The following is a 26424-nucleotide window of genomic DNA, read 5'->3' as shown; positions in this document are numbered from 1 at the left end:
GCTCAGGCTCCGGCACGGGCACGCAGGGCGCGCCAGTAGCGGCGGCCCAGGAGGCGGAGTTCCGTGAAGGGCGCGCGGGGCAGCGGCGAGGGCAGGGTCTCGTACCCCAGTTTGGCGAGCATTCGCCCGGCGCGACGCTCGAAGCAGATCCGCTCGCCCGCGGTCATCCCCTCCCGCCAGCGGCCGGCGTTGTCGGCCACCGGGCGCTGGTTCAGCAAGGGCCAGAGGTGGCGCTTCTCCTCGGGGACCGAGCGGTCTACCCGCTCATGGTAGGTGAGCATCTCGGGCGCCCACGGGAGCCCCAGGAAGGCGGCTACGCCCCGGAGCACCTCCTCGGGCCGCGCGACGAGGTCCTCGTACTGCAGCTCGTGGTACCGGGAGGCGCCGAGGAGTACGCCCATCCGGCGCACCCACTCGACCTGCTCGCGCCACAGGTCGGCGCACTCGGTGAGGTCCTGCACTCCGAAGGACTGTCCCCGATGCGAGAGGCAGGCGTCCCGCCCATCACGGATGATGTGCACGATGCGGCAGGTGGGAAACCAGCGGTGCAGCCGGTCGATGCGATGCATGTTGCCCGGATCCTTGTCGCCCCACTGCCGCTTGCCGCGCGCCTCCGCGTAGGCCAGATGGAACGCATCCATCAGGCCGGGCAGGCCCGGGTAGCGCCGGAGGGCAAGGATGTGGTCCGCCGCCAGCGGGACCTGCCACAGCCGGATCCGTTCGTCGGCCAGGATGTCCCGGACCATGCGGCCGACCTCGGCCTCGTCGGCGAGTCCGCCATAGTCCGCCAGGCGGTCCTCGTAGCGGGCCCATAGCCCCACGGTGTCGAGCGGGATCGCGATGTCGGGGTGATTGTCCAGCATCAGCCGGAGCAGCGTGGTGCCGCTGCGCTGGAAGCCGACAATGAAGAACGGCGGCGCGGTCATTTCCGGATCTCCCGGGCCAGGGCTTTGAGGCTGCTCAGGCGGTCGCCGAAGGCAAGCAGCATAACGGCAGGGTAGGCCACGGCGCCCGCGAGCACGGCCGCGCCGAGATGCCAGGCGTCGGACCAGGTGCCCGGCATCACGAGCCGGACGGCCAGTACGACCGCGGCCATCGCCACCGAGGCGATCAGGGGCGGCCGCACGGCGTCGAGGTACTCGCCGAAGCCCAGTCCGGCCGCCCGCTGGACCGCGCGGAACTGGACCAGCACGAGGAACGGGTAGCCCACCACCCAGCCCATCGCCACCCCGGCCAGCCCCCAGTGGGACCCGATCAGGAACAGCGGCAGCAGGATCGCGATGCCGAGCAGATTGAGCCGCATGGCCAGCCCGGACTGCCCGACCGCCTGCAGCACGTGGGGGTAGGTGGCGGTGATGGAGCGCAGTCCGCCGTAGAATGTCAGGATCGCCAGGGGCGCGATCGCGGGCCACCAGCGATCGCCGAGGACCACCACCACGAAGAGGTCGGTGATGGAGGCCAGCCCGAATGCCAGCGGGAAAGTGAGCAGCGCGAGCCCCTCGGTCACTTTGAGCAGGTAGCGCCGCAGGGCCGGGAGGTCGTGCTGGACCGCGGAGAAGATTGCGGGGGTGACCTGGGCCACCAGGCCGCTGATGCGATCCACCGGGAGGCTGGCGAGGGTCCACGCGTGGTTGTAGGCGCCGAGCAGCACCTGTCCCAGCCGCTTGCCGACCACGGCATTGTCGGCGTTCGAATACGCGTACCAGGCCAGGCGGGACACCATGATGTGGGTGCCAAAGCCCACCGCGCTGCTCACCTCGCTCCACCTACGGGGCCAGGCGATGCGATGGGGCCGCCACATGAGGGCGAGTGTGGCGCTCACCACGGCGCCGAGCACCATCCCGGCCATCAGGGACCAGAAGCGGAAACCGAGCAGCGCCAGGATGAGGGTGGCCACGCCCTGGCAGCCGGCCTCGATCGCGTCGAGCGAGGCCACCCGGCGGAACTGGAGATCGCGCGAGAGCAGCGACTTCGGCAGTACCTTCAGGGCGGTGGTGATGAACAGGCCGCTCAGCAGCACCAGCGGCCAGCGCAGGTCGGGCGCGTTGAAGAAGGCTGCGACCAGGGGCGCAGTGAGGAACGAGAGGCCGAACAGACAGAGCCCGAGTGCCATCGATAGCCCGCCCAGGGCGGAGATCTGGTGATCGTCGAGGTCACGGCGACGGACGATCGCGGCGCCGAGCCCGAACTCGTTGACCAGCTGCACCAGATTGACGTACAGGGTGGCGTAACCGTACAGACCGTAGTCCGCGGGGCTGAGCACTCTGGCAAGCGCGATCGTGATGCCCCAGTTGAGCAGCTGGGTGATCCAGCGGAAGGCACCGGTCCAGGCGACCCCGTGAATCAGGGCGCGATCGAGCCCCCGCCGGTCGGGCGTCGCCGGGGGGACTGGGGCCGGGGTGTCAGGGATCCGATCCATCCTTGGCAGGGCGTGAGGCGCGTGAAATTCGCAAGATCGAGGCCAGTCCTAGCCGCATCATGGCGCCGGCCAAGACTCTGGTCAACGCCAGCAACATAATAGGGCACAATGTCTTACGCCTTGTTACGTTGGTGTGGGGCGCCGCGGGCCGTGGCACCCATCCCGGCACCAACCGTGCAGTAGGCAAGGAGCTCCTGAAACACGACCATGACTGCCGACTCCCAGACCCCGTCGTTCCGGAACCGCATCGCCCGCTCCCTGGCGGCCCGCTGGCGCACCCTCCGCGCTGCGCCGCTCTTCAACCCGCTCGGGCGGGCCGAGCTGGCGCGGGAGCGCGCCGGTGGCCACCCGGTCGATCCCGACCATCGCTCCCACCTGCGGGAGGCGATCGCGTGGGTGTGCCGGGCCCAGGACGCCACGCCGGATGATGGCGTCGCCCGCGGCTACAGCGTCTTCTACAGCCCGTACTTCCAGGGGCAGGGGTGGCAGCCCTCCTATCCCGAGACCACCGGCTACCTGATCCCCACCCTGCTCGAGGCCGCGCGGGAGCTGGAGGATCCGGCCCTGGTCGAGCGGGCGCTCCGGGCGGCGCGGTGGGAAATCGCGATCCAGCTCGAGAGCGGCGCGGTGCAGGGCGGGGTGATCGGCGAGGGACGCACCCCGGCCATCTTCAACACCGGGCAGGTGATGTTCGGCTGGCTCGCGGCGTTCGAGCACACCGGCGAGGGGATCTACGCCGATGCCCTCCGTCGCGCCGGCCGCTACCTGGTACAGTCGATGGACGGGGAGGGGCAGTTCCGGCAGGGGGAGTCGGACTTCGCGCGGAAGGACGCCACCCTCTACAACGCGCGGGTGACCTGGGCGCTCGCGGAGACCGGCAAGGCGCTGGCGGAGCCGGCGTTCGTCGCGGCCGCGGCGCGGCACCTGCGCATGGTCGCCGGCCGACAGCATGCCAACGGCTGGTTCCCCCACTGCTGCCTGAGCGATCCCGAACGCCCCCTGCTGCACACCATCTCCTACACCGTGCGCGGGCTGCTCGAGGGGGGCCGGGTGCTGGAGGACGCCGCCATCTTCGGCGCGGGGGTGCGCGCCGCGGAGGCGCTGCTGCCGCTGGTGCGCGCCGACGGGTTCCTGCCCGGGCGTTTCTCGGCGGACTGGACGGGGGCGGTGGACTGGAGCTGCCTGACGGGCGACGTCCAGGCGGCCAACAACTGGATGCGGCTGCACCTCATCACCGGCGAGGCCCGCTGGCTCGAGCCGGTGCCGCGGGTGCTGGCCTTCGTCAAGCGGACCCAGAACCGGACCTCGGACGATCCCGGCCTGCGCGGGGGGATCAAGGGCGCCGCGCCCATGAGCGGGGACTACGGGCGGCATGAGATCCTCAACTGGGCCACGAAGTACTTCGCGGACGCGCTGCTGCGGGACGGCCAGCTGGCCCGCGACACGGCGCGGGACCGCATGCAGCCCTATCGCCTGGCCTGATCCCCGGGAATGACCGCCAGGCGGCGCACCCGGGTCCGGCCCAGTTGCACCTGGTCCGTCGTCGCGAGCGAGTCGCCGGTGTATCGCCCGAGCGTCACCAGCGCGGAATCCGCCGCGATTGCGCCACGCTCCACGATCCAGAACGCTCCGGCCTCGCGAGCCTCGGCCAGGACCTGCCGCGCGATGCCCTCGTCCGAGGGCCGCATCTCCAGCTGGGCGCGCGGCCGCTTCCAGTTCGGCACCGGCAACGTGTAGACCGGGTTGGAGCGGGGAAAGTAGTACGCCAGCGGGAGCGCGCCGTCGGTGGCAAACAAGAGCACCGGGTCGGCGGCATGGATGTTCATGTTGAGGTACCGGCCCACCGCCTTCCAGTCGGCCTGGCCGCGGTAGTTGCGCGCGTAGCTGACCGTGCCGAGCGCAAAGGTCGCCAGCAGCAGCGCGCTGGCGACCCGGCGCGGCCATCCGGGCGCGGCGCCGGCCAGCACCAGGCCCGGCAGGAGCAGCAGGCCGGGGACCGCCACCACCCAGTGCCGCTCCTCCACCAGGGAGAGGTTGGTCACCCGCAGCAGCAGCAGCACGCCGACCGGCGTGGCGGCGGCGAGGAGCATCTGGCCCTCGGTGCCGCCCAGCCGCCGGCTGCCGCGGCGCAGCCGCGCGGCGAGGACGCCCGCGACACTGGCCAGGACCAGCGCCAGCCCGGCCGGCGTCCGCATGAACGGCGTGAACCGGAAGATGGACTCGACGACCGTGGCGAGGGACCAGCCGCCCGCCGCGCGGGCCAGCGTCGGCCCGGGCGGGAGCGCGGTCCAGTCGAGCGGTGGGAGGTAGTTGAGCCGCGCCTGCAGCTGGTCCAGGACCCCCGGGATCCAGGGGAGGAAGAGCAGGCCGACGGCGCCCAGCGCCACGGTCATCTCCCGGGCGCGGGAGGAGCGGAGCGCCGCGATCGCGTGGCCCAGCAGCACGAAGCCGGTGTAGTAGAAGGTGAGCAGGCCCAGGTAGGAGACCGCGGCGTAGGCGAGCAGGTCGCGGTCCCGCATGGGGCGGTCGGGGTCGAGCAGCCGCAGGAACAGCCAGGTGCTCGCGGTGACCGAGAGGATGGCGAGGGCGTACACCCGCGCCTCGGAGGCCGCCCAGAGGAGTTGCGGGGTGAGCGCGCCGAGCAGCGCCAGGTCCCAGCCCCGCGATCCGATGCGCAGGTCCCGCGAGATCCGGGCGAGCAGCGTGATCGTCCCCAGGCTGATCACGACGGACAGCAGGCGCAGGAACTCGACAGACGGGTGCATCACCCGCCAGCTCCACGCCAGCAGGAAATAGAGTGGCGGCTGCTGCTCGAAGCGCAGCGCCCGGCGCAGCGCGTCGCCGGGCCCGGCGGCCGTGGTCGCGAGGGTGCAGGCCTCGTCGTACCACAGGCTGTTCCGCAGGCTCATGAAGGTGCCGAGGGCGGCGACGATGGCCACGCCCGCCAGCCACGGCCAGCGTGGCGCGTGGCTTGACCCTGTTCCCGCCACCTCCCTACCTTCGTCCGTACGCACCATGCCTCCGGTTCCCCGGGAATCCCGGACCTCTACCTGATGCCCCACACCCCGCCGCGCCCGCCGCTGCTCCGTCGCCGGCGGCACGACCTGCTCGCGCTCGCGCTGGTCCTGCTGGTCGCGCTGCTGCCCCGGATCGTGGAGCTCGGCGCTGATCCGCCGGCCCGGGTCCTCGGCGCGTTCCTCAGCGACGAGGGCTGGTGGGCCCAGAATGCGCGGCAGCGGGTGCTGTTCGGCGAATGGGTCATGGACGAGCACAACCCGGCCCTCTTCGCCGCGCCCGCCTACACCGCGGCCCTGACCCTCACCTACCAGCTCGCGGGCCTGGGCCTGACGCAGACCCGACTGCTCAGCGCGCTCGCCGGGGCCCTCGCGTGCGGGGTCTTCTACCTGGGCCTGCGGGCCGTGATGCCCACCCGTCGCGCCCTGCCTCCCGCGCTGCTGCTCGCCCTCGGCGGCTTCGGGATCCTGCTCAGCCGCATGGCACTGGTCGAAACGCTGCAGCTGGCCTTTGCCATCCTGGCCATGGCCGGCGTGCTGGCCGCGACCCGCTATCCCCCGCTCGGGGCCCTCGGCGGCCTGGGGCTGGTCGGGGCCGTGCTCAGCAAGCCCAATGCCGTCATCCTGGCGCCGGTGTTCGCCGTGGCCTGGTGGTTCGACTATCGGCAACGGCGCCGGACCGAGGAGCCGCTGCGCCCCCTGGCCCTGCAGATCGCCGCATTCTCGGGCGCCGTGGCCTGCAGCGTGGTGGCGGTCCTGGTCTTCTTCATCTGGCCCAACTGGATCGCGGTGCGGGACCAGCTGGCGGTGAGCCTGGCCAACGTCACCACCCAGAACAACCGGCTCGCTGATGGCGGCGTGCTGGTGTTCTTCCTGCCCTTCCTGAGCCTTCGTCCCAGCCTGCTCTTCCTCGAAGGTGTGGTGCCGATGCTGGGGCTGGCGCTGCTGGCCTGGCGGCGGGTGGCGCGCCCCCTGGCCGAGCCGCTCGACGCCGCGGAACGGCTGGGCTGGGCCTGGTGGTGGGGCGTCCTCGCGTACGTGGCGAGTCAGGCCTACCAGCCCGACCGGCGGTTCCTGCTGCTGGTGCCCGCGGTGGCGCTGCTCGGCGCGCGGGGGCTGTTCGAGCGGGATGCGGGTGCATCCACGGCGCCGGCGCCGGTCTGGCGCGGCGCCTGCGGCGGCGCGCTCGCGGGGGCCGTGCTCGGGCTCTACGTCATGGCGTGGGGGATCCCGCCGCTCGTGGCCCTCACGTCGGGGCTGCACGTCGGGGGAGAGGATGGCATCTCGGTGTACCCCATGCAGCTGGGGCTGTGGCACCTGGCCGTGCTGGGCGGCGCCGCCATCGGCGCCTGGCTTGCCCCGCGGCCGGGGGCGTGGCGGTGGTCGGTGCCGGCCGGCGCGTGGGTGGTGCTCTTTGCCCTGACCGAACCGCTGAGCATTGCGCGGGACCTGCTGCGGCCAAGCTTCTCGGAGCGTGATGCCGCCCGCGCGATCGCGCAGGTGTCACGGGTGCTCCGGCCCGAACGGCGGGTGATGACCGGCTTCCTGGCCAACTCCCTCGCCCTCGAGAGCGACATCTTCCCGTTCTACATCCGGAACGAGCCCGGCATCGGTGCCGCGATGAACCTCGATGGCTGGGAGCGGTTCCGCCCGACCCTCGCGGTCACCGCCGCACGCAACGGCGTGCGGATGGGCCTGCCGCTCGACCCGGCGCGCCACGGCCTGCGGCCGCTGTGCCGGATCCCGCTCTGGCACGAGGTGCGCAACGCGACCCCGATCGAGGTCACCCTCTGGTTGACTCCGGACCAGCCGCCGCCGGCCTGTCCCCCGCCCGCGCGGCCGGTGGCGGGAGGCCGGGCCCTGCCCCCCGTGCCGTGAACAGCGCGCCCCCGACCAGCCCCGCGAGGAGCGGGCAGGCGAAGTAGCTCAGGCTGAGCGCCACGGCGTCGCCGGAGGGGACCCCGAACGGGGCCAGGAACCACACCCATGCCCACTCCCGCACCCCGAGCCCCGCGAGCGAGAGCGGCAGCATCGTGGCGAGGGAGACCAGCGGCACCCCCACCAGGAAACGACTGGCCGGCAGGGACAATCCCACCCCGCGCGCGATCACCATCCAGAGCAGTACCATCAGGGCCTGCACCGCGAGGGAGACGAGCAGCGCAAGCGCCGCGCTCCGGCCACGCGCCAGCGTGGCGCGGAGGGCGGCCGCGAGGGTCGCCGGCAGCGCCCGGAGCCGCGGCTGGCGTCGCGCCAGGAGGGCGAGGATCGCCAGGCCGGTGAGGCCGGCGGAGACGAGGAGCAGCAGTCGCCCCGGCGCCAGGGCCCCGGCCAGCCGCACGCCAAGCCCGCCGGCGCTGGCCGGATCGAGCAGGACGCCGGCCACCCCGAACAGGAGCAGCGCGAGCACGCCGAAGACGCGGTCGAGCACGACGCTGAGCACTGCCGCCTCTGGCTCCGGGGAGGACCGCGCCACCATGGTGGCGCGAAAGGCATCGCCCCCGACGGCGGTCGGCAGGAACAGGCTGAAGAACGCCCCCACCAGGTAGAGGTGGATGAGCGCGGAGAGCCGGGGCGCCCCGGGGCCGAGCAGCAGGCGCCAGCGGACCGCTGCCAGTGCCTGGGACAGCAGGAGGAGCACGCTGCCCGCCAGCACGGCCGGAAGCGTGGCCCGGGAGAAGCGCGCCCCGAGGGCCTCTGCCCCGGCGCCGCGCAGCACCAGCCAGAGCAGCGTGATGGCGATGGCCGCGCGGAGCGCGAGCCAGCCACCGCTTGACCCGGTTCCCGTGTGCGCCCTAGTTTCGGCCAGTGTCATCCTCCCCAGGTTCCGTCGAGTCGCGCGGCGTCCGGCGACTGTTGCATCGCTTCGTGCCCTCTCACTTCCAGGATCCGGTCGGACTCGCCCGCCGCCTGGTGGGGAGCCGGGACCCGGACGCCTACGCCGCGATGGGCCACGCGGCGCTGGGGCTGGCCTGCACGCCCCTCGACATCGCGCTCGCCGCCGGCGAGCAGGCGCTGTACCGCGCCGCCCCGCCGCCCTCGCAGCCGATGCTCTTCGTGTGCGGGCCGCCGCGCAGCGGGACCACCCTCGTGGCGCAGACGCTCATGGCGCACCTCGAGGTCACCTGGCTCACCAACCTGATGTCCGTATTCCCGCGTGCGCCACTCCGCGCGACGGCGCTGTTCCACGCCCGCCTCGCCCCCTGGCGCCCCACCTACCGCAGCTTCTACGGGCGCAGCCGGAGCCTCGCGGCTCCCAACGACTCCCTGGCGCTGTGGGACCGCTGGCTGGGCGCGGACCGGTCGCGGGTCCGCACCAGCCTGACCGGGGCGGAGCAGGCGGGGCTGGTGCAGTTCTTCGGCGCGCTGGAGCGCCAGGCGGGACGGCCGGTCGTCACCAAGAACAACAACCTCAACTGCCAGGCGCTGCCGGTGGCGGCCGCGCTGCCCGGCGCGCGCTTCCTGTGCCTGGACCGGGACCCGCTGTTCCTGGCGCAGGCGCTGCTCACCGCGCGCCGGCAGATCCACGGTGATGCCCGGGTGCCCTATGGCCTGCACCCCGCCTTCGACCCGGCGGACGACCCGGTGACCAGCGTCTGCCGGCAGGCGCGGGCCCACCACGACGCGGCCCTCGCCCAGGCCACGGCGCTCGGCCCCGAGCGCTTCCGGCGACTGTCGTACGAGACCTTCTGCGAGCGCCCGGCGGAGGCCATCCAGATGGTGGCCACGGGCCTGCTCGGCCTGCCGGCGTCGGCGATCCGCCCCGTCGATACCGGGCTCCGCTTCACCGCCTCGCGGTCGGCGCGGCTCGACCCCGCGGAATTCCGCGCGCTGGAAGCGGGGCTCGCCGCGCTGGAGCCTGCGCCCCCCGCCTAGACCGCCCGGCGCACCAGGTCCGAGGCGAAGCCGCTGCCGCCCGCGGGCGCCCGCGCCACGCCGGGCGCCACGATCGCGCAGCCGGTGACGCAGGTCCCGGCGATCCGCTGCACCTCGCTGAAGCGCACCCGGTTGAAGTCGTCCGGGGCATACTGTCCGTTGAGGAACTCCACCAGCGCGTGCACCTCGTTGGCCACGCCGGTCTCCACCGCCCGGAAGCCCTCGAGCACGTCGGCCACCAGCTCCGCCGACGGCGCCGTGCGGCCGCGCCCGATGCCGGCGTACCTGAGCCCGCGCCCGGTCACGTCCGCGGCGTGCCAGAGGTTGCAGCCGTCCACGACGCCCACCGCATGCCGCGCGGCACCGAGCAGCGCCTCCCGCTCGTCGAGGTAGACGCGGTGCGCGGTGCACATGATGAGCACCTCCGCCGGGGCCACCGCCGCCTCGAGGTCGCGGGTGAAGAAATCCGCCAGGCCGGTGCGGCGCAGGTTCTGGTCGGTGGGGTAGACGTAGGGGTCGTGGATGGTGACCCGCGCGCCGCGGTCGAGCAGCAGGCGGGCGAGCACCAGCGTCGGGGAGTTCCGGGTATCCTCGGAATTGAACCGGTACGCCGCGCCAAGCAGCGCCACCGCCCGCCCGTTGAGCGGCCCGAAGGCGCGCTCCGCGAGCGCGAGGGTCTGGGCTGGGGAGTCGTCGTTGATGCGCCGGGCGTCGAGGATCAGGCTGCGTGAGGTGTCGCGCTTCGCCTCCAGCGCCCGCCACCAGAGCAGGATGCCGTCCTTGGGGAGGCAGTGGCCGCCGACGCCGACCGTCGGCACCAGCAGGCCGCCGCTCGGCACCGCGTTGGGGTCGGCGCTGGCCTGGTCGGCCTGGGCGAGCCGGCTGTTCACCTGGTCCCGCAGGGCGTAGAAGTCGAGGTCGCGCTGGTCGCAGTGCCGCACGACCTCCGCGGCGAAGGCGATGCGCACGTCGCGGTACGCGTTCTCCAGCGTCTTCACCACCTCGGCGGTCATGCTGTTGGTGGGATGCAGGGTCCCGCGGGTCACGATGCGGGCGTACAGCCGCTGGATCAGGCCTGGGGTGTCGGGGTGCAGCCCCGCCACGAGCTTGTCTGAGGTGGACACCCGCTCCACCAGGCGGCCCGGCATCACCCGGTTGGGGCTGTTGCCGAGCAGCACGTCCCGCCCCTCCACCAGTCCGTGCGTCGCGAACAGGTCCCGGACCAGGGTGGTCATCGTGGAGGGTGCCAGGGTCGACTCGAAGATGATCACCGGGACGTTGCCGGCCGGCCGCTCGCGCAGGGCTGCGGCGAGGCCGTCCAGCGCCTCGAACAGCGGCCCGTAATCCGGGGCCATGCCGCGCTTGTCGGTCTGGGTGCAGATCAGCACCACGTCGGCGTCCCGGGCCGCCGCGTACTCGTGGCTGGCCGAGAGCAGGCCGGCCTCCACGGTGTCCGCCACCACCCGGTCGAGGTCGGGCTCGATCCCGCCGATGGGGGACCGGCCGGCGTTGATGGCGCCCACCTTCCAGCCCGAGGTCGGCGAGTTGCGCTGGATCACCGTCACGGTGGCCGGCTGGTCGCTGCCCTCGCGGATGCGGGCGTGCGCGAGCATGGCGGCCATCGGCATGCCCACGATGCCGGGCCCCACGACGGCGATGCGACGGACGGACCACTGGGTGACGCGCTGGTCGGTGAACGTAAGCGGCATAGGGTCGGGTCAGTCCCGGTCGATGAAGGTTCGGTACCACAGCTCGAGGTTCAGCAGGCCCCACAGCCGTCGGCTGAAGGCCGGTTCGTACTCCATCAGCTTCTCCACCTGGGGCACGTCGAACAGGCCGCGCTCCCGGCAGCGCCGGGACAGCAGGATGTCGGCGAAGAACTCCCGCGACCGGCCCCGGGCCCACAGGTGCAGCGGCACGGGAAAGCCCATCTTGTCCTTGCGCTCCAGCACCGCCCGCGGCAGCAGGTCGCCGATGGCGCGCTTGAGCACGTGCTTGGGCTCGCCGCCGTGGAACTTCATCCCCGGGGGCATGCTGGCCACCAGGTCGGTGATCCGGTGGTCAAGCAGCGGCACCCGCGACTCGAGCGAGTGGGCCATGGTCACGCGGTCCTCCACCTGCAGCAGCGCCGGGAGGTTGGTGACCATGTCGTAGTGGGTCATCTTGTTGTAGTACGAGCCGGTGTCCGGGTGGTTGAACACCGCCTGGAACCGCCCGAAGATCCGCTCCCGGTCGTACCCGGCGCGGTACCCCGCCGAGAGCAGCGAGAGCGCGCCGCCGCTGCGGTCGGTGAGGTGGAAGTAGCGCCGGTCCATGTCCTCGAACATGCCGCTGCGCCAGAACTGCTGCAGCATGGGGACGTACTGCCGCAGCACCGGCAGGTTCGGCAGGATCGAGGCCAGCGAGACGATGTGTTCCGCCTCCTCGTTGGTCTCATGGATGGCGCCCTTGAGGGCCTGCTCCAGGTACGCCACCAGGTAGCGGGCGTAGCCGCCGAAGATCTCGTCCCCCCCCTGGCCGCCCAGCACCACCTTGACCTGGCGCGCGGCGAGCCCCGAGACCATGTACTGCGGGAAGAGGCCCGGGCCGGCGACCGGCTCGTCCATGTGGTAGACCAGCCGCGGCAGCGCGTCCACGAACTGCGCTTCCGTCGGGGTGATCACCTCCATCCGCGCCCCGAGCTGCTCCGCCACCAGCCGGGCGTAGCCCGATTCGTCGAATTCCGGTCCCTCGTCGAAGCGGCCGGTGAAGGTGGTCAGCGTGCCCGGCGCCACCCGCGCCGCCAGCGCGGTCACCAGGCTCGAGTCGAGCCCGCCACTCAGGTAGGTCCCCACCGGCACGTCCGAGCGCATCTGCAGCCGCACCGCGTCCTCGAGCAGCCAGCGCAGCTTCTCCACGAAGTACGTGTCGGTGTGGGCGACGTCCACCTGGAACCGGGGCTCCCAGTACTGCACCGTGCGGTGGCTGCCCTGCGCCAGGTCCACCAGGTGATACTCGCCCGGCAGCACCTTGGTGATGCCGCGGAACATGGTCCGGTCGGCCAGCACGTACTGGAAGGTCAGGTACTCCTGGACGCCCTCGCCATCCGCCTCGGCCCGCACCTCGGGGTCGGTGAGCAGCGCCTTGATCTCCGAGGCGAAGAGCAGCCGGGCCGGCGTGGCGTGGAGGTAGAGCGGCTTGATGCCGAAGTGGTCCCGGGCCAGCAGCAGCTGGCGCTCCACCCGGTCGTAGAGCACGAAGGCGAACATCCCGTTGAGCCGCGCCACCGCCTCGGCGCCGTACTCCTCGTACAGCTGCAGGATCACCTCGGTGTCCGAGGCGGTCCGGAAGGTCCGGCCCCGCGCCATCAGCTCGCTGCGCAGTTCCAGGTAGTTGTAGATCTCGCCGTTGAAGACGATGACGGCCCGCGCGCTCTCCATCGGCTGGTGCCCGGTGGCCAGGTCGATGATCGACAGCCGCTGGTGCGCCAGCCCGACCGCGCCGTCGGTGAACACCCCACGGTCATCCGGGCCGCGATGCTCCAGCACCCGGCTCATGCGGGCGAGCAGCTCGGGCTGGGCGGGGCCCCCGTCAAAGCGGATGATGCCGGCGATACCGCACATGGGGCGTGCCGCCTACGCGGCGGGCCTCGGCGCGGCCGCCGGAGCGGCGGGTCGGCCGTCATCGGCGAGGCGCCGGGGCAGGCCGCCCCGGGCCAGGATGGCGCGCGCGTGCGTGCTCATGTCCACCAGCCGGAAATGCGCGCCCAGCCGGCGCAGCACCCGCAGGAAGAGCTGGATCTTCCGGGCGCCGGTCAGGTCCATCCCGGGGAAGAACGCCAGCTCCCGCACCTGGTCGCCGCCGAGCAGGTCGAGCGGGTGCAGCAGGAAGCTCGGCTCGGTGCCGGTGGCCCGGCACACCGCCAGGGCGGTGCCCAGGTAGGCGTGCATCAGCCCCTCGGAGAAGCGGCTGAGGTAGAGCAGGTAGCTCAGGTGGAACGGCACCTTGAGCACCGGCATGGTGGTCACCGGCAGCTCCAGCAGGGCGCGCCCCGAGGGCAACTGCCAGTGGTAGGGCCGCACCGGCCGCCGCCCATCCGCGAAGGTCCCGAAGAGGTGGGCCCGCTCCCGGCGCTGCTCCGCGCTCAGCTGGGCCGTCATGAAGTAGTACCGCCGCGCCAGCGGCCCGAGGTAGGTCGGCAGCGTGGAGGCGTCGTAGAGGTAGCCGCGGTCAGCCAGGATCTCGAGCAGGGTGGTGCTCCAGCTGTAGCCGGGTCCCCGGAAGCCGATCGGGCGCTGCCCCGTGGCCCGTTCCACCGCCTGCTCGGTGCGCTCGAGCTCGCGCACCAGCGCGTCCGGCGCGTAGAGGTGCAGCCAGGGCTCGTGCTCGTAGGAGTGATTGCCCACCTCGTGGCCCCGCGCCGTCAGCGACTGGAATGGCCGCAGGTTCTCCTCGCGGTCGGCGTCCACGCCCACGCAGAAGAACGTGATCCGGAGGCCGAGCTCGTCGAGCGCGTCGAGCACCGGGGGGAAGAAGCGGTCGAGGTAGGTCGGCCGCGCCTCCCACCCCGCGTCCCCGTGCGTCTTCATGTAGGACCAGAGGTTGTCCACGTCGAGCGAGACGCTCGCCAGCGGGCGCGGGTCGGTCATCGGGCCGGGGCGTCCGCCGGCGCCCGCCGTCCGAGGCGCGCGCCGATCTCGCGCGCCTTCGCGGTGGCCAGCCCGACGGTCTCGTTCAGGTTGAGGGTCCCGTTGGCGATCTGCGCCGAGTTCACCAGGTGGACGCCCGGCAGCGAGGTCGGCGTGGGCGGCAGCCGCTCGGCGCTGTAGTTGAGGGTGGAGAGCGCCAGCACCTCGCGCACCCGGGATACCTGGAAGGCCAGCACGTCGGCGGGCCGGAACGCCGGGTACATCCGGGCCAGCGCCGTGAGGAACTCCTCGCGGATCTCCGCGTCCGTCCGCTGCCAGAAGGCGTCGTCCTGGGTGAGGTAGCGCGGCAGGTACACCAGGCTGTGGCCGCCGAATGTCGCGCGGTCCACCAGGGTGGTCATCTCGATGACCGCGGTGAAGGGGACCCACGACTCGGTGATGTTGGTGACGTAGTAGGGCGCGAGCGGCTGCCGCAGCAGGACCGAGGCGCACGCGATGCCCTGGTAGGTCACGCCGCCGAGCCGGGCGCGTTCCTCCGGAGTCAGGCCCGGGCAGAGCGCGCCCACGCGGCCGCAGGGGACGGTCAGGATCACGTCGTCGAACTGCAGCGCCGTGCCGCCCTCCAGCGTCACGGTGACCCGCGGTTCGGTGCCCGATTCCACCCGCGTGGCGGCGCGCCCGGTGCGCAGCACGACGCCGGCCGCCTCCAGCCGCTCGCGAAACCGCCGCAGGACCGCCGCGTACCCGCCCTCCACGTAGCCGAACTTCTCCTGCTTGAGCCCCGAGCGGCGCGCGGCGTACATCCGCGCGATGATCGCCCAGATGAAGGAGGCGCTCGCGTGGCGGTAGTTCTCCCCCAGCTTGCTCTTGAGCAGCGGCAGCCAGATCCGGGTGAAGGTCCGGTAGCCCGACCACTTGATGAGCCAGTCCGTCACCGGCACCCGCTCCAGCGGGCGCCCGTCGGCGATCCGCGAGGCGCGCAGGATCGTCGCCGCCAGGCGCGCCTTGTCGATCAGGCTGAGGGGCGGGAACTGCAGGAACTCGAGGCTGGTCGAGAGCGAGTACAGGGTCCCGTCGGTGTAGAACCCGGTGCGGGTGGTGCCGAACCGCAGGCGGTCCTCCAGGCCGAGTTCGGCCAGGAGCCCGCGGAGGTGCTGGTCCGAGAGCAGGATGACGTGATAGAAACGGTCCCAGGTGAACCCGCCCAGCTCGGCCGGGGCCGCCAGGCCGCCCGGCTCGGCCGCCGCCTCGATGACCGTGACCTGGTGGCCCTCGGCCCGCAGCCGCCACGCCAGGGTCAGGCCGAGGAAGCCGCCCCCGACGATGCCGACCTCAGACACGGCGGACCTCGCCGCTCGGGCGCGGGGCGGGCAGGGGGAGCGGCGTGCTGGTGGCCCGCACGAGGGGGCGGACGCTGCCGCGCAGGCGGGCCAGGGCGAGGCGGGACAGCAGCCCCAGGTGCCCGAGGATGGTATGCACGATCTTCATCTTGGACCGGCCGAGCATGCGGACCTGGAGCGTGGTGGGGAACTCCACGATGCGTCCCCCCGCCAGGTCCAGCCGCCCCACCAGTTCGGCCACGCCGAGGAACCGGGTATCACTGATCTCCACCTGCTGCACGATGCTCCGGCGGTACACCCGGAAGCAGCTGGTGTAGGTGGCCAGCTTGTGATGCAGCACCAGGCGGTAGATCCGCGACAGGGTGCGGGACAGCACCAGCCGCCACTCGGGCACGTTGCGGACGTTACCCGCCGGGTGGTAGGGCGACGCCACCACCAGGTCTACCTCGGGGGTCAGCAAGGGCACCATCTCGCCCAGCAGGTGGGGGTCATAGGTGCAGTCGCAGTCGATGGAGCAGACGATTTCGGTCTGGGCGTGCTGCAGCCCGGTGCGCATGGCGCCGGCCACCCCCTGGTTCACCGTGTGGCGCACGAACCGGCAGTCGCGTCGCCGGCTGAACACCCGCTGCAGCGCCTCCCAGGTGGCATCAGTGCTGGCGTCGTCCACGAAGAGCCAGGTGATGTCGTACCGCGTGGCCAGCCGGGTCCAGACGCTGCGCAGCGTGTTGGCCAGGTAGGGGAGGATCAGCTCCTCGTTGAAGCACGGGATGACCACGGTGATGGGCACCAGCCCTTCGGCCGGAGTCCCGGTCGTGACCGTCAGGTGCTCCGGGCCCGTCGGGACGGGCGTCGACGTCGGGACCACGGGCTGGGAGCGGCGCCCTCCCGGCAGCTGCACCGCCAGCCCGAGGTGCTCGGCGATCGAGGCAAAGCGGTACTTCTCGAGGAAATACCCGAGCCGGGCCGGCATGGCCTCGAGGTTCCGGTAGGTCCGCACCCGCTGCAGCCACGGCGCCGCGCTGATCTTGGGCAGGTCGGGATCCAGCTCCCAGGCGTGGAAGTACATGACGAAGGGGGCGGTGTAGGTCCGGTGCCAGTGCGCCACGGCCCGGCGCACCAGCGCCTGGGGGATCTGCCGCAGCCAGTTGCCGCCAGCGACGGGCACCATCCAGCCCAGCACGTCCGCCGCGGAGATGGGGAACTCCCAGAGCGTGCGGGTCCCGAACTGGTGTTCGTGCGCAAAGCGGCGCCACGGCTCCGCCGCGAAGCGCCGGCCGATGGGCCCGACGCTCGAGTCGTAGTCGTAGCCCTCCTCCGCCAGGACATTGAGCGCCCACAGGTCGGCGGGGGTGAACCAGTCGTCGGCCACCCGATAGCCGAGCACCCGCTGACCGGAGGCGCGCTGCAGCGCCTCGCGCGCCCGCGCCAGGTCCTCGCGGAACTCCGACGGCGTCATCCCGCGCACGCTGCGGTGGTAGTAGCCCTTGCTGGCGATCTCGTGTCCGCGCCCCGCCACCTCCGCCACCAGCTCCGGCATGGTATCCGCGACCCAGCCGAGCACGAAGAACGTGGCACGGTGCCCGCGGGCCTCGACGAGGTCGAGCGCCCGGCGGGTATTCCGCGCCAGCCGCGACTCGAAGCGGTACCACTCCCCACGCTGGATGAGGTGGTTGAAGGCGCCGAGCTGGTAGTAATCCTCGAGCGCGATCGTGAGGAGGTGTGGGCCGTTGCTGTGCAGGCGAGGGTCCATGCGAAGTCGGGAATTGAGGTGGTGCCAGGACGGGCTATCCGCCAAGCAGTGCCAAGTTTGCAAGGTTTGCGCCTCCGCCGGGGACGGAGCGGCGACGGGCCCGGAATCGGCGCGGCGGGGGGGCCGGGCCCCCCCATCGGCACGGCTCTTGCCCGTCCGGCCTCAACTCTCGCATATCATCTATCACCGGGGCTCGGCTGGAGCTCCGGCGGTGTCATCCAGTGACGTTGTCTGGAGGGGGGATGGAGCAGTCGCTCGGCCTGTCGGTCATCGTGCCGGCCTACAACGAGGAGCGGACGGTGCGCCAGCTCATCGAGCGGGTCCGGACGGTGCCGCTCGCCATCGAGATCGTGGCGATCAACGACGCCTCCCGCGACAAGACCGGGGAGGTCCTGGAGCAGCTCCGGACCGAAGGCCTCATCGACGTGGTGGTCCATCACCCGCACAACCGGGGCAAGGGTGCCGCGATTCGCACGGGCATCCAGCACGCCACCCGGGACGTGATCGTGGTCCAGGACGCCGACCTCGAGTACGACCCCGCCGAACTGCCCCAGCTCCTCCGGCCGATCGCCCGGGGCCAGGCCGATGCCGTCTTCGGCTCCCGCTTCCTCGGCGCGGAGCATCGGGTGCTGTATTTCTGGCACTCGATGGGGAACAAGCTGCTCACGCTCCTGTCGAACATGTTCACCGACTTGAACCTGACCGACATGGAAACCTGTTACAAGATGGTCCGCGCGCCGCTCATGAAGCAGCTGATCTTCACCACCGATCGCTTCGGCTTCGAGCCCGAGATCACCGCCCGCCTCTCGCAGGCCCGGGCCCGCATCTGGGAAATGCCGATCTCCTATGCCGGTCGGACCTACGCCGACGGCAAGAAGATCGGCTGGAAGGACGGGGTCGCCGCCCTGTGGCACATTGTCCGGTTCAACCTCCTCCCGCCCAAACAGCCGATCTGGAGGGAGTGATCACCAACCCTGTTGCGCGTACGCAACAGGTGAGGCTTTCGTACCGGTTCCTTGCCGCCTGAGCCGTTTCAGCCGTGGCTTGCGTTACACTATCGCGTTGGCAGGACGCAACAGGTGTTGCGCTTTGGCGGACCCAGCCGGAGGAGCTGAGCGATGAACGGAGCCGAAGGCAGCCCGACCGCAGGCTCCCGGCTGTCCACGCTCGCCGTGGCCGCGCTGGTCCTGCTGCTCGGACTTCACCTCGTGCTGGCCTGGCTGATTCGCGAGCCGGGCATCACCGTCCGCAACGACGACGCGCTCTACCTCCTGCTCGCCCGCTCCCTGGCGCACGGGCAATTCCGCGATCTCCACCTGGCCGGGGCTCCCCCGCACGCCCTGTATCCCCCGGGGTATCCCGTCTTCCTGCTGGTCCTCGGCGCCCTCGGCGGCGAGCGGATCGACCTGTTCCTCGCCGCCAACATCTGCCTCTCGGTGGCGAGTCTCTGGCTCACCTTCGACCTGGTGCGCCGGCGGTGGTCGGTACCCGTCGCCTTCCTGGTGCTGATTCCCCTGGCAGTGAACAACACCCTGGTGCGGTACGCGGGCAGCCTGATCTCGGAGCCGCCCTACCTCTTCCTCGGTACCTTCGCGCTCTGGCTGCTGTCCCGCGGCGCGGTCGGTCCGCGGCTGCTGGCGGCCGGGACCGTGGTCATCGTCGCCGCCGGCCTCACCCGGTCGGTGGGGGTGGTGCTGCTCGCCGCCGTGGTCGGGTGGCTGTTCCTCGAGCGGCGTCCCCGCGCCGCGATCCTGGTCGGGGCGATCGGTGGGCTGTGCATCGGTGGCTGGCTGCTCCGCACCTTCCTCCTGCCGGATGAGTTCCGGACCATCGGCCGCTCCTACGCCGAGGACCTGGAGCGGATGGTCCACCTGGGCGGCGATTTCTACCTGACCAAGCGCTTCCGCATCGGGGTGTTCTACGCCACGGTCTTCCTGCCGGAGGCGCTGCCGATCCCCGGGGTGCGCGAGGGTACGCAGGCGATCACGCTCTGGGGCGCCGCGCTGGGCGCCCTGGTGCCGGTGGGGCTGGCCTTGTGGTGGCGGCGCGGCTGGACCCTCGGCGCTGCGTACGTGGTGGGCTACATCGTCCTCCTGGCGATGTGGCGCATGTCCTCACCCCGCTTCCTCGCGGTGATCCTGCCGCTGCTCATGGCGGCGATCGTCGTCCCACTCTCGGGGTGGCGGGGCCCGGCCCTGCGGCGCGTGGGGCTCGGGCTCGCCGGGCTGCTGGTGCTCCTGCTGGTCGTCGAAGCGGGACGCCGCTGGAACGCGGACTGGCGGGCGCTCGCGGGATGCGACCGTGCCGACCCGCTTGGCGCGCCAGGGTGCTTCCCCCCGGATACGCGCAGCTTCTTCCGCCTGGCCCGCCGGGTCCCGGAGGTGGTGCCTGCCGATGGGGTGGTGCTCACTGCCCGGGAGGCGACGTTTGCCTACTACAGCGGCCGCACCGGAGCGTACCTCAACCGGGCCTTCACGCCGGACAGCGCCCATATCCTCCCCGGCCTGGAACGGCAGGGCGTCGGCTATGTGCTCCTGGGCCACACCCATTCCACCGAGGTCCGCCTGCTGGCGCCCGCGCTGGCGCGGGACTGTCAGCGGCTGGACCTGCTGCTGACCGAGCCCGAGCGGAGTGCGCTCTTCCGGATCCGGGGTCCAGCCGAAGGGCCGGGGGACCTCCGCGCCTGCACCGCCCTGGAGCTCTACCGCGCCGACTCCACCCCGGTCGCGCGCCAGCGGAAGTGACGGGAATCGCCCCTCTTCACCCACCCCGCCGGACCGGTGCATCCCTGCGGCAGGCCTCCGCCGCCGGGATCGGGCGTCGAATGTCGACACAACTCTTTGTAAATCAACGTGTTTGGTCCTGGCGATGCCCCGCTTCACCTCGCCTTGGCGGGCTCGATGACCGTGGCACCACACTTGCCCCCCTCCGGCCCGGAAACCTGACAACCCACCATGCCATCGGGAGTTGGACGATTGACCAGCGGCAGCCCATCCACCGCACGAGGCAGCGAGACGGATACCCCGCCGGGCGTACCTGCCCCGAGCGTCGGTGTGGCCGTCCTGGCGCTGGGGACCTCGGCGGAGTTGAGCGCACTGCTGGCGGCGCTGGTGCCGTCCTCGCGCGAGTATCGGGTGGAGGTGGTGGTGGTGGCCCGGGGCGCGCCGGATCAGGCGGTCGAGGAGACGGACCTGCTGCGCGTGGTGGCGCTGGGTGCAGAGGCCACGGAAGAGGCCATGCGACGCCAGGCGCTGATCGAACTCACGACCGACGTGGTGGTCTTCACCAGCGACCGGGAACCCCTGGCGGCCGACTGGTCGGCGGTGCTTCCGCGTCTCACGCAGGTGGTGGTCAGCCGCGAGGAGGCAGTCTCCTCGACGGACTGGTTCGGGGTGTTGCGGCGGCTCGATGCCGCCGAGCCGGGGGCCTGATCGCGCGGGGGGCGAGCCGGTGAGTGCCGCCGTCCTGTCGGTGGTGGTGCCCTGGGTGAATGACGCGGCGGACCTGGCGGGCGCGTTGGCCGCACTCGCGCGGGAGCGGGAGTCGCTGGCGCTCGAGGTCCTGGTGCCGGCGCGCCAGACGCCGCAGGCCGTGGCCGAGATGGCGGCGCGCTTCCCCTGGGTACGGCTGCTCCCGGCCCCCGTGGAGTGCACGATCCCCGAACTGCGGGCCCTCGCATTCCGGACGGCGAGCGCCCCCGCGGTGGCGGTGATCGAGGATCACGTGCTGGTGCCCGAGGGCTGGGCCGGGGCCATGCTCCGGGCGCTGGAATCGGGGGCGGTGGCGGTGGGGGCGCGGTCGAGAATGCCGCGACTGAGACGCTCCTCGACTGGGCCGCGTTCCTGTGCGAGTACAGCCAGCTGCTGCCGCCGCTCGCGGCCGGCGAGGTGGGCGGGCTGACCGGCAACAACACGGTGTACCGCCGGTCGGCGCTCGAGGCGGCCCGGCCCGCCTGGGAGGCGGGCCGCTGGGAGGATCACCTGCATGCGGCGCTGCGGGCGGCGGGTGGGCGCCTGGAGCAGCGTCCGGAGATCGTGGTAGGGCACCGCAAGCACTACACGCTCGGCGAGTACACCGGGCAGCGGTACCTCTACTCCCGGGCGTGGGCCGGGATGCGGGCGACGGGATGGTCGGCCGGGCGCCGGGCCGCCACCGGGGCGGTCGCGCTGGCGCTGCCGCCGGTGCTGTTCGTCCGGATCGTGCGCACGGTGTGGGGCAAGGGCCGGCACCGGGGACTGCTGCTGCGGTCCCTGCCGTTGCTGGCGGTGTTCGTGCTGGCGTGGGGGTGGGGCGAAGTCGTGGGCTACTGGGCCGGGGCCGGGGCGTCGCTCCGCCGGGTCCGGTAGCCCTGCCGGGTGGGTCGTTCCGTCATTCCGATCGGAGACGTGATGTCGTCTGAGACTGCCGCGCCGCGCACCGTGACCCGCATCAAGCCGGGCGACCGGGTCGTCGTCATCGGGGCCGGGCCCGCGGGCCTGACCGCCGCGTACCTGCTGTCCAAGAAGGGGTACGCCGTCACGGTGCTGGAGGCCGACGACATCGTCGGCGGGATTTCGCGCACGGCGCAGTACAAGGGCTATCGGTTCGACATCGGGGGCCACCGCTTCTTCACCAAGATCAAGCCGGTCGAGGACCTCTGGTACGAGATCCTGGGCGAGGACTTCATCTCGGTACCGCGGCTCTCCCGCATCCACTACGACGGCAAGTTCTTCGACTACCCGCTCAAGGCGATGAACGCCCTGCGCGGCCTGGGCCTGTGGAACGCGATCACGATCATGCTGAGCTACCTGCGCTGGCACTGGTGGCCCAACCCGGTCGAGGAGAACTTCGAGCAGTGGGTCACCAACCGCTTCGGCAAGAAGCTCTACTCCATCTTCTTCAAGACCTACACCGAGAAGGTCTGGGGCATCCCCTGCACCGAGATCCGCGCCGAATGGGCGGCGCAGCGGATCCAGGGGCTCTCGCTGGCCAAGGCCATCCTGAGCGCCGCGAACCTCAACCGCCGCTCCGACAGCATCAAGACGCTCATCAACGAGTTCCAGTACCCCCGGCTCGGTCCCGGCCAGATGTGGGAGACCTGCACCGACCGGATCCGCGGCATGGGGAACCAGGTCCTGATGCGGCACTACGCGCACGCCATCGAGACCCGCGACGGGCAGGCGGTGGCGGTCCGCGCCCGGACCGACGCGGGTGAGCTCCGGTTCGAGTGCGAGCACGTGATCAACACCGCCGCGGTGCGCTCGCTGGTGCGGGCCCTCGACCCGGCGCCGCCGCCCGCGGTGACCCGCGCGGCGGAGGGGCTCAAGTACCGCGACTTCCTGGTCGTGGCCCTGATGCTCGAGGCCGAGAACCTCTTCCCCGACAACTGGATCTACATCCACACCCCGGGCGTGAAGGTGGGCCGCATCCAGAACTTCAACAACTGGAGCAAGGCGATGGTCCCGGTGGCGGGCCATACCTGCCTGGGCCTGGAGTACTTCTGCTTCAAGGGTGACGGCCTGTGGGACTCGCCCGACGCCGACCTGGTGAAGCTGGCCACCGAGGAGTTCCTCTCGCTCGACCTGGCGCCGCGGGATACCCGCGTCGTGGACGGCGCGGTGATCCGCATGCCCAAGGCCTACCCGATCTACGACTCCGAGTACCGGGCGCACCTCGACGCGGTCCGGGCCCACATCGACACGATCCCGAATCTCCACACCGTGGGCCGCAACGGGATGCACAAGTACAACAACGCCGACCATTCGATGCTGACGGCCATGTTCGCGCTGGAGAACATGCACGGGGCGAAGCACGACGTCTGGGCCGTCAACACCGACTACGAGTACCACGAGGAGCAGAAACTCGAGGAACAGCAGGTCGGGGGCCGGAGCGGCGCAGCCGCCGCGACCGCTGGCTGAGGCATGCGCATCGGGGTCGACGCCACCAGCTGGGCCAACGGGCGGGGCTACGGCCGGTTCATCCGGCACCTCCTCCCCGCGATGGTCCGCCAGGCGCCGGAGGACGAGTTCCTCTGCTTCCTGGACCCGGCGTCGGCCGGGGCGTTCGCGCTGGAGGCGCCGAACGTGCGGCGGGTGGTGGTGCAGCAGGGGGCGGCACCCACCGCCGCCGCCGCGGCCGACGGCTACCGGGCGCCGCTCGACATGCTCCGGCTCACCCGGGCCGTGTGGGGCGCGCCCACGGCGGTGTTCTGGTCGCCGACGGTGTACACCTACTTCCCGCTCCCGCCGGGCCAGCGGGCGGTGGTGACGGTGCATGACGCGATCGCCGAGCGGTTCCCGGAGCTCACGCTCCCCTCGCCGCGGGCGCGGCTGTTCTGGAAGCTCAAGGTGCGGCTGGCGCTGGCGCAGGCCCGGCTGGTGCTGACGGTGTCGGAGTACTCGGCCCGCGACCTGGCCACGGTGCTGGGCGTGGACCGCGCCCGGATCCGGGTCACCGTCGAGGCCCCCGCGGAGGCGTTCCGGCCGAGCGAGTCGCCGGAACTCGCGGCGGCGGCGGCGGGGCGCGCCGGCGTCCCAGCGGGAGCGGCGTGGTTCACGTACGTCGGGGGCTTCAACCCCCACAAGCACGTGGACACGATCGTCCGGGCCCACGCGGCGGTGTGCCGCGGGCGCGCCGAGCCGCCGCACCTGCTGCTCGTGGGCACCGTGGACAAGGATGTCTTCCACGGCGACCAGGCCGGGATCCGTCGGGCCATCACCGCTGCGGGCACCGAGGCCCTGGTCCACTGGACGGGCTTCGTGCCGGACGAGGAGCTGCGGCACCTGCACAGCGGGGCGGTGGCGCTGCTGCTGCCCTCCGCCTGTGAGGGGTTCGGCCTGCCGGCCGTCGAGGCGGCGGCGTGCGGGACCGCGGTGATCGCCACCACGGCGAGCCCGCTGCCGGAGCTGCTGGAGGGGGGCGGGGTGTTCGTGCCGCCGGGCGACGCCGCGACGCTGGAGGCCGCGATGCGGCGCCTGCTGGACGACGGGCCGTTCCGGCGCGGACTGGCGGCCACGGCGCGGACACGGGCGGCGGGACTGTCCTGGGACCGGGGCGCGGCGGCGGCGCTGGCCGCGCTGCGTGAGGCGGCGGCGTGAGCGGGCTGCGGTTCGCGTTCCTGACCACGTTCTACCCACCGCACAACTTCGGCGGGGACGGGATCGGGATCCAGCGGCTGGCGCGGGGGCTGGTGCGGGCGGGGCACCACGTGACGGTGATCCACGACGTGGATGCCTACAACTCGCTGCGCCAGGGCGCCGAGCCGGAGGCGCCGCCGGAGCCGGCGGGGCTGGAGGTGATCCGGCTGCGCAGCGGGCTCGGGACGCTGTCGCCGCTGCTCACGCAGCAGCTGGGGCGGCCGGTGGTGAACGGGCCGCGGATCGCGCGGATCCTGGACGAGGGGAAGTTCGATGTCATCAACTTCCACAACGTCTCGCTGATCGGCGGACCGGGCCTGTTCAAGTACGGCCGCGGGCTCAAGCTGTACATGGCCCACGAGCACTGGCTGGTCTGTCCCAGCCATGTGCTGTGGCGCCATAATCGTGAGCTGTGTACCGGGCGGCAGTGCTTCCGCTGCCAGGTGAGCTACCGGCGGCCGCCGCAGCTGTGGCGCTGGACCGGGTACCTCGAGCGCGAGCTGCGGCACGTGGACGCGTTCATCGCGATGAGCGAGTTCAGCCGGCGGAAGCACCAGGAGTTCGGCTTCCCGCGGGAGATGGAGGTCCTGCCGTACTTCCTGCCGGATCCGGAGGCGGGCGGGGCCAGGGTCGGGGGGGCCTCCCCGCATCCGCGGCCGTATTTCCTGTTCGTGGGGCGGCTGGAGAAGATCAAGGGGCTGGACGACGTGATCCCGGTGTTCCGCGACTTCCCGGATGCCGATCTCGTCATCGCCGGCGACGGCGAGTATGCCGCGACCCTGCGGGGGATGGCGGAGGGACTGCCCAACGTCCGGTTCCTGGGGCGGGTGGCGCCCGAGGCCCTGCGGCGCTACTACGAGCACGCGATCGCGCTGGTGGTGCCGTCGGTCTGTTTCGAGACCTTTGGCATCATCCTGATCGAGGCGTTCAAGCAGGGGACGCCGGTGATCGCGCGGCGGATCGGGCCGTTCCCCGAGATCGCCGCCACCTCGGGCGGGGCGGCACTGTTCGCCACGCCGGAGGAGCTCCGGTCGATCCTGGTCCGGCTCCAGGCGGAGCCGGCGGAGCGGGACGTGCTGGCGCGGGCGGCCAGCGACGGCTTCCTCGCCCACTGGACGGAAAGGGCGGTCATTCCGCGCTATCTGGCCATCGTCCGTCGGGCGGCGGAGCGCAAGGCCGCCGCGGAGCACAGCAGTCGTTGACCGGCGGGCCATCGTGGCCCGCCCGGGGCACTCCTGCCCCATCCCGGCGCTCCGGCGTCGCGGTGCCTTAGGGGGACGCATGCGGGTATTCATCACGGGCGGCGCGGGGTTCATCGGATCCCACCTGGCCGAGCGGCTGCTGGCGCGGGGCGACCGGGTGCTGGTCCTCGATGACCTCTCCACGGGCACGATGGACAACATCCAGCACCTGGTCGGGCAGCCGGGCTTCGAGTACCGGATCGGCACCGCGCTCGACCTCCCGCTGGTCACCGAGTGCGTGGACCGGTGCGACGTGACCGTCCACCTGGCCGCCGCCGTGGGCGTCAAGCTGATCGTGGAGCGCCCGGTCCACACCATCGAGACCAACGTCGGCTGCACCGAGGCGGTCCTCGACGCCGCCGCCAAGAAGCAGAAGCTGGTGCTGGTGGCGAGCACCTCGGAGGTCTACGGCAAGAGCGGCAAGATCCCCTTCAGCGAAGAAGACGACCTGCAGCTCGGCCCGACCAGTCACAGCCGCTGGGCGTACGCCTGCTCCAAGGCGCTGGACGAGTGGCTCGCGCTGGCGTACCTGCGGGAGAAGAAGGTGCCGGTGATCCTGGCCCGCTTCTTCAATACCGTCGGCCCGCGGCAGACGGGGCGCTACGGCATGGTGCTCCCCAACTTCGCCGCGCAGGCCCTGGCGGGGGATCCGATCACGGTCTACGGCACCGGCACGCAGTCGCGCTGCTTCGGCCACGTCAACGACGCGGTGGAGTCCATCCTGCGGCTGATCGCGACGCCCGCGGCCGTGGGAGAGGTGTTCAACGTCGGCAACGACGAGGAAGTGACGATCCTGCAGCTGGCCGAGCGGGTGCGCGCCGCGGCGGGCTCGAGTTCCGAGATCCGGCTGGTGCCGTACAACGAGGCGTATCCGGAAGGGTTCGAGGACATGCACCGCCGGGTGCCGGATGTGCGGAAGCTGGAACGGGCGATCGGCTTCCGTCCCCGCACGCCGCTGGTGCAGATCATCGCCGACGTGCTGGCGGACCAGAAGCTGAGGCTGGCGGCACGGTAGGCGCCGGGGGCGCCTGCCGCCGCCGCCCG

General features: G+C 71.9%; 21 protein-coding genes. 12 read left to right on the top strand and 9 right to left on the bottom strand.

Annotated elements, in window-relative coordinates:
- Positions 1-2: 2 nt before the first annotated feature.
- Together IPJ95_16925 and IPJ95_16920 are read right to left on the bottom strand one after the other, a co-directional pair.
- A complete protein-coding gene (locus IPJ95_16925; protein ID MBK7925283.1) occupies positions 3-926 on the bottom strand; it encodes a sulfotransferase in 924 nt (307 codons plus the stop codon).
- Positions 923-2419: a lipopolysaccharide biosynthesis protein gene (locus tag IPJ95_16920; protein ID MBK7925282.1), complete on the bottom strand. Its 1497-nt coding sequence runs from the start codon at positions 2417-2419 to the stop codon at positions 923-925. The genes IPJ95_16925 and IPJ95_16920 overlap by 4 nt, the downstream gene beginning before the upstream one ends.
- A 207-nt stretch (positions 2420-2626) precedes the next feature.
- Between IPJ95_16920 and IPJ95_16915 the strand changes: the two genes are divergently transcribed.
- Positions 2627-3901 (top strand): hypothetical protein, encoded by a 1275-nt coding sequence (locus IPJ95_16915; protein MBK7925281.1) that lies wholly within the window; start codon positions 2627-2629, stop codon positions 3899-3901.
- Here IPJ95_16915 and IPJ95_16910 read toward each other — a convergent pair.
- Complete coding sequence (locus IPJ95_16910) at positions 3886-5358, bottom strand: glycosyltransferase family 39 protein (GenBank protein ID MBK7925280.1); 1473 nt, start codon at positions 5356-5358, stop codon at positions 3886-3888. The two genes, IPJ95_16915 and IPJ95_16910, sit on opposite strands and share 16 nt — an antisense overlap.
- Positions 5359-5472: 114 nt before the next feature.
- Here IPJ95_16910 and IPJ95_16905 point away from each other — a divergent pair, with 114 nt between their 5' ends.
- On the top strand, positions 5473-7311 hold the full coding sequence (locus IPJ95_16905) for a glycosyltransferase family 39 protein (protein ID MBK7925279.1): 1839 nt from the start codon (positions 5473-5475) through the stop codon (positions 7309-7311).
- Here the strand turns inward: IPJ95_16905 and IPJ95_16900 are convergent.
- Complete coding sequence (locus IPJ95_16900; GenBank protein MBK7925278.1) at positions 7217-8245, bottom strand: flippase-like domain-containing protein; 1029 nt, start codon at positions 8243-8245, stop codon at positions 7217-7219. The two genes, IPJ95_16905 and IPJ95_16900, sit on opposite strands and share 95 nt — an antisense overlap.
- A gap of 53 nt (positions 8246-8298) precedes the next feature.
- On the opposite strand from IPJ95_16900, the gene IPJ95_16895 reads away from it, so the two are divergent.
- Positions 8299-9306 (top strand): sulfotransferase, encoded by a 1008-nt coding sequence (locus tag IPJ95_16895; protein ID MBK7925277.1) that lies wholly within the window; start codon positions 8299-8301, stop codon positions 9304-9306.
- On the opposite strand, the gene IPJ95_16890 is transcribed toward IPJ95_16895, so the two are convergent.
- From IPJ95_16890 to IPJ95_16870, 5 genes are read right to left on the bottom strand one after another with little or no spacing between them, the layout of a single operon-like run.
- Complete coding sequence (locus IPJ95_16890) at positions 9303-11015, bottom strand: nucleotide sugar dehydrogenase (protein ID MBK7925276.1); 1713 nt, start codon at positions 11013-11015, stop codon at positions 9303-9305. The genes IPJ95_16895 and IPJ95_16890 overlap by 4 nt on opposite strands.
- Positions 11016-11024: 9 nt before the next feature.
- Positions 11025-12908, bottom strand: a complete 1884-nt coding sequence (gene asnB, locus IPJ95_16885; GenBank protein ID MBK7925275.1) for an asparagine synthase (glutamine-hydrolyzing) — start codon at positions 12906-12908, stop codon at positions 11025-11027.
- A 12-nt stretch (positions 12909-12920) separates the two neighbouring features.
- Positions 12921-13934 carry a polysaccharide deacetylase family protein gene (locus IPJ95_16880; protein ID MBK7925274.1) on the bottom strand — a complete coding sequence of 338 codons (1014 nt, stop codon included), beginning with the start codon at positions 13932-13934 and terminating at the stop codon, positions 12921-12923.
- The gene (locus IPJ95_16875; GenBank protein MBK7925273.1) at positions 13931-15274 is read right to left on the bottom strand and encodes an NAD(P)/FAD-dependent oxidoreductase; all 1344 of its coding nucleotides are present in this window, start codon (positions 15272-15274) and stop codon (positions 13931-13933) included. Before IPJ95_16875 ends, IPJ95_16880 begins: the two co-directional genes overlap by 4 nt.
- Positions 15267-17024, bottom strand: coding sequence for a glycosyltransferase (locus tag IPJ95_16870; protein MBK7925272.1), 1758 nt, complete (start codon positions 17022-17024; stop codon positions 15267-15269). Before IPJ95_16870 ends, IPJ95_16875 begins: the two co-directional genes overlap by 8 nt.
- Before the next feature lie 242 nt (positions 17025-17266).
- On the opposite strand from IPJ95_16870, the gene IPJ95_16865 reads away from it, so the two are divergent.
- The 9 genes from IPJ95_16865 to IPJ95_16825 all read left to right on the top strand — a co-directional run bounded on the left by IPJ95_16865 (position 17267) and on the right by IPJ95_16825 (position 26395).
- Positions 17267-17989: a glycosyltransferase family 2 protein gene (locus IPJ95_16865; protein MBK7925271.1), complete on the top strand. Its 723-nt coding sequence runs from the start codon at positions 17267-17269 to the stop codon at positions 17987-17989.
- 153 nt (positions 17990-18142) lie between these two features.
- The gene (locus tag IPJ95_16860; GenBank protein ID MBK7925270.1) at positions 18143-19768 is read left to right on the top strand and encodes a hypothetical protein; all 1626 of its coding nucleotides are present in this window, start codon (positions 18143-18145) and stop codon (positions 19766-19768) included.
- A gap of 309 nt (positions 19769-20077) precedes the next feature.
- Complete coding sequence (locus tag IPJ95_16855) at positions 20078-20455, top strand: hypothetical protein (GenBank protein ID MBK7925269.1); 378 nt, start codon at positions 20078-20080, stop codon at positions 20453-20455.
- A gap of 19 nt (positions 20456-20474) precedes the next feature.
- Positions 20475-20924 (top strand): hypothetical protein, encoded by a 450-nt coding sequence (locus IPJ95_16850; GenBank protein MBK7925268.1) that lies wholly within the window; start codon positions 20475-20477, stop codon positions 20922-20924.
- Positions 20912-21370: a hypothetical protein gene (locus IPJ95_16845; protein ID MBK7925267.1), complete on the top strand. Its 459-nt coding sequence runs from the start codon at positions 20912-20914 to the stop codon at positions 21368-21370. The genes IPJ95_16850 and IPJ95_16845 overlap by 13 nt, the downstream gene beginning before the upstream one ends.
- A gap of 42 nt (positions 21371-21412) precedes the next feature.
- Positions 21413-22921, top strand: coding sequence for an NAD(P)/FAD-dependent oxidoreductase (locus IPJ95_16840; protein ID MBK7925266.1), 1509 nt, complete (start codon positions 21413-21415; stop codon positions 22919-22921).
- A 3-nt stretch (positions 22922-22924) separates the two neighbouring features.
- Positions 22925-24100 carry a glycosyltransferase family 4 protein gene (locus tag IPJ95_16835; protein MBK7925265.1) on the top strand — a complete coding sequence of 392 codons (1176 nt, stop codon included), beginning with the start codon at positions 22925-22927 and terminating at the stop codon, positions 24098-24100.
- Positions 24097-25341, top strand: coding sequence for a glycosyltransferase family 4 protein (locus tag IPJ95_16830; protein ID MBK7925264.1), 1245 nt, complete (start codon positions 24097-24099; stop codon positions 25339-25341). The genes IPJ95_16835 and IPJ95_16830 overlap by 4 nt, the downstream gene beginning before the upstream one ends.
- 79 nt (positions 25342-25420) lie before the next feature.
- Positions 25421-26395 carry a GDP-mannose 4,6-dehydratase gene (locus IPJ95_16825; GenBank protein ID MBK7925263.1) on the top strand — a complete coding sequence of 325 codons (975 nt, stop codon included), beginning with the start codon at positions 25421-25423 and terminating at the stop codon, positions 26393-26395.
- Positions 26396-26424: the final 29 nt, after the last annotated feature.

The sequence above is a fragment of the Gemmatimonadota bacterium genome (genome assembly GCA_016713785.1).
Taxonomy (GTDB): Bacteria; Gemmatimonadota; Gemmatimonadetes; order Gemmatimonadales; family GWC2-71-9; genus JADJOM01.
The sequence above is the reverse complement of the archived record's forward strand: the minus strand, read 5'-3'. Positions and strand labels throughout refer to the sequence as shown.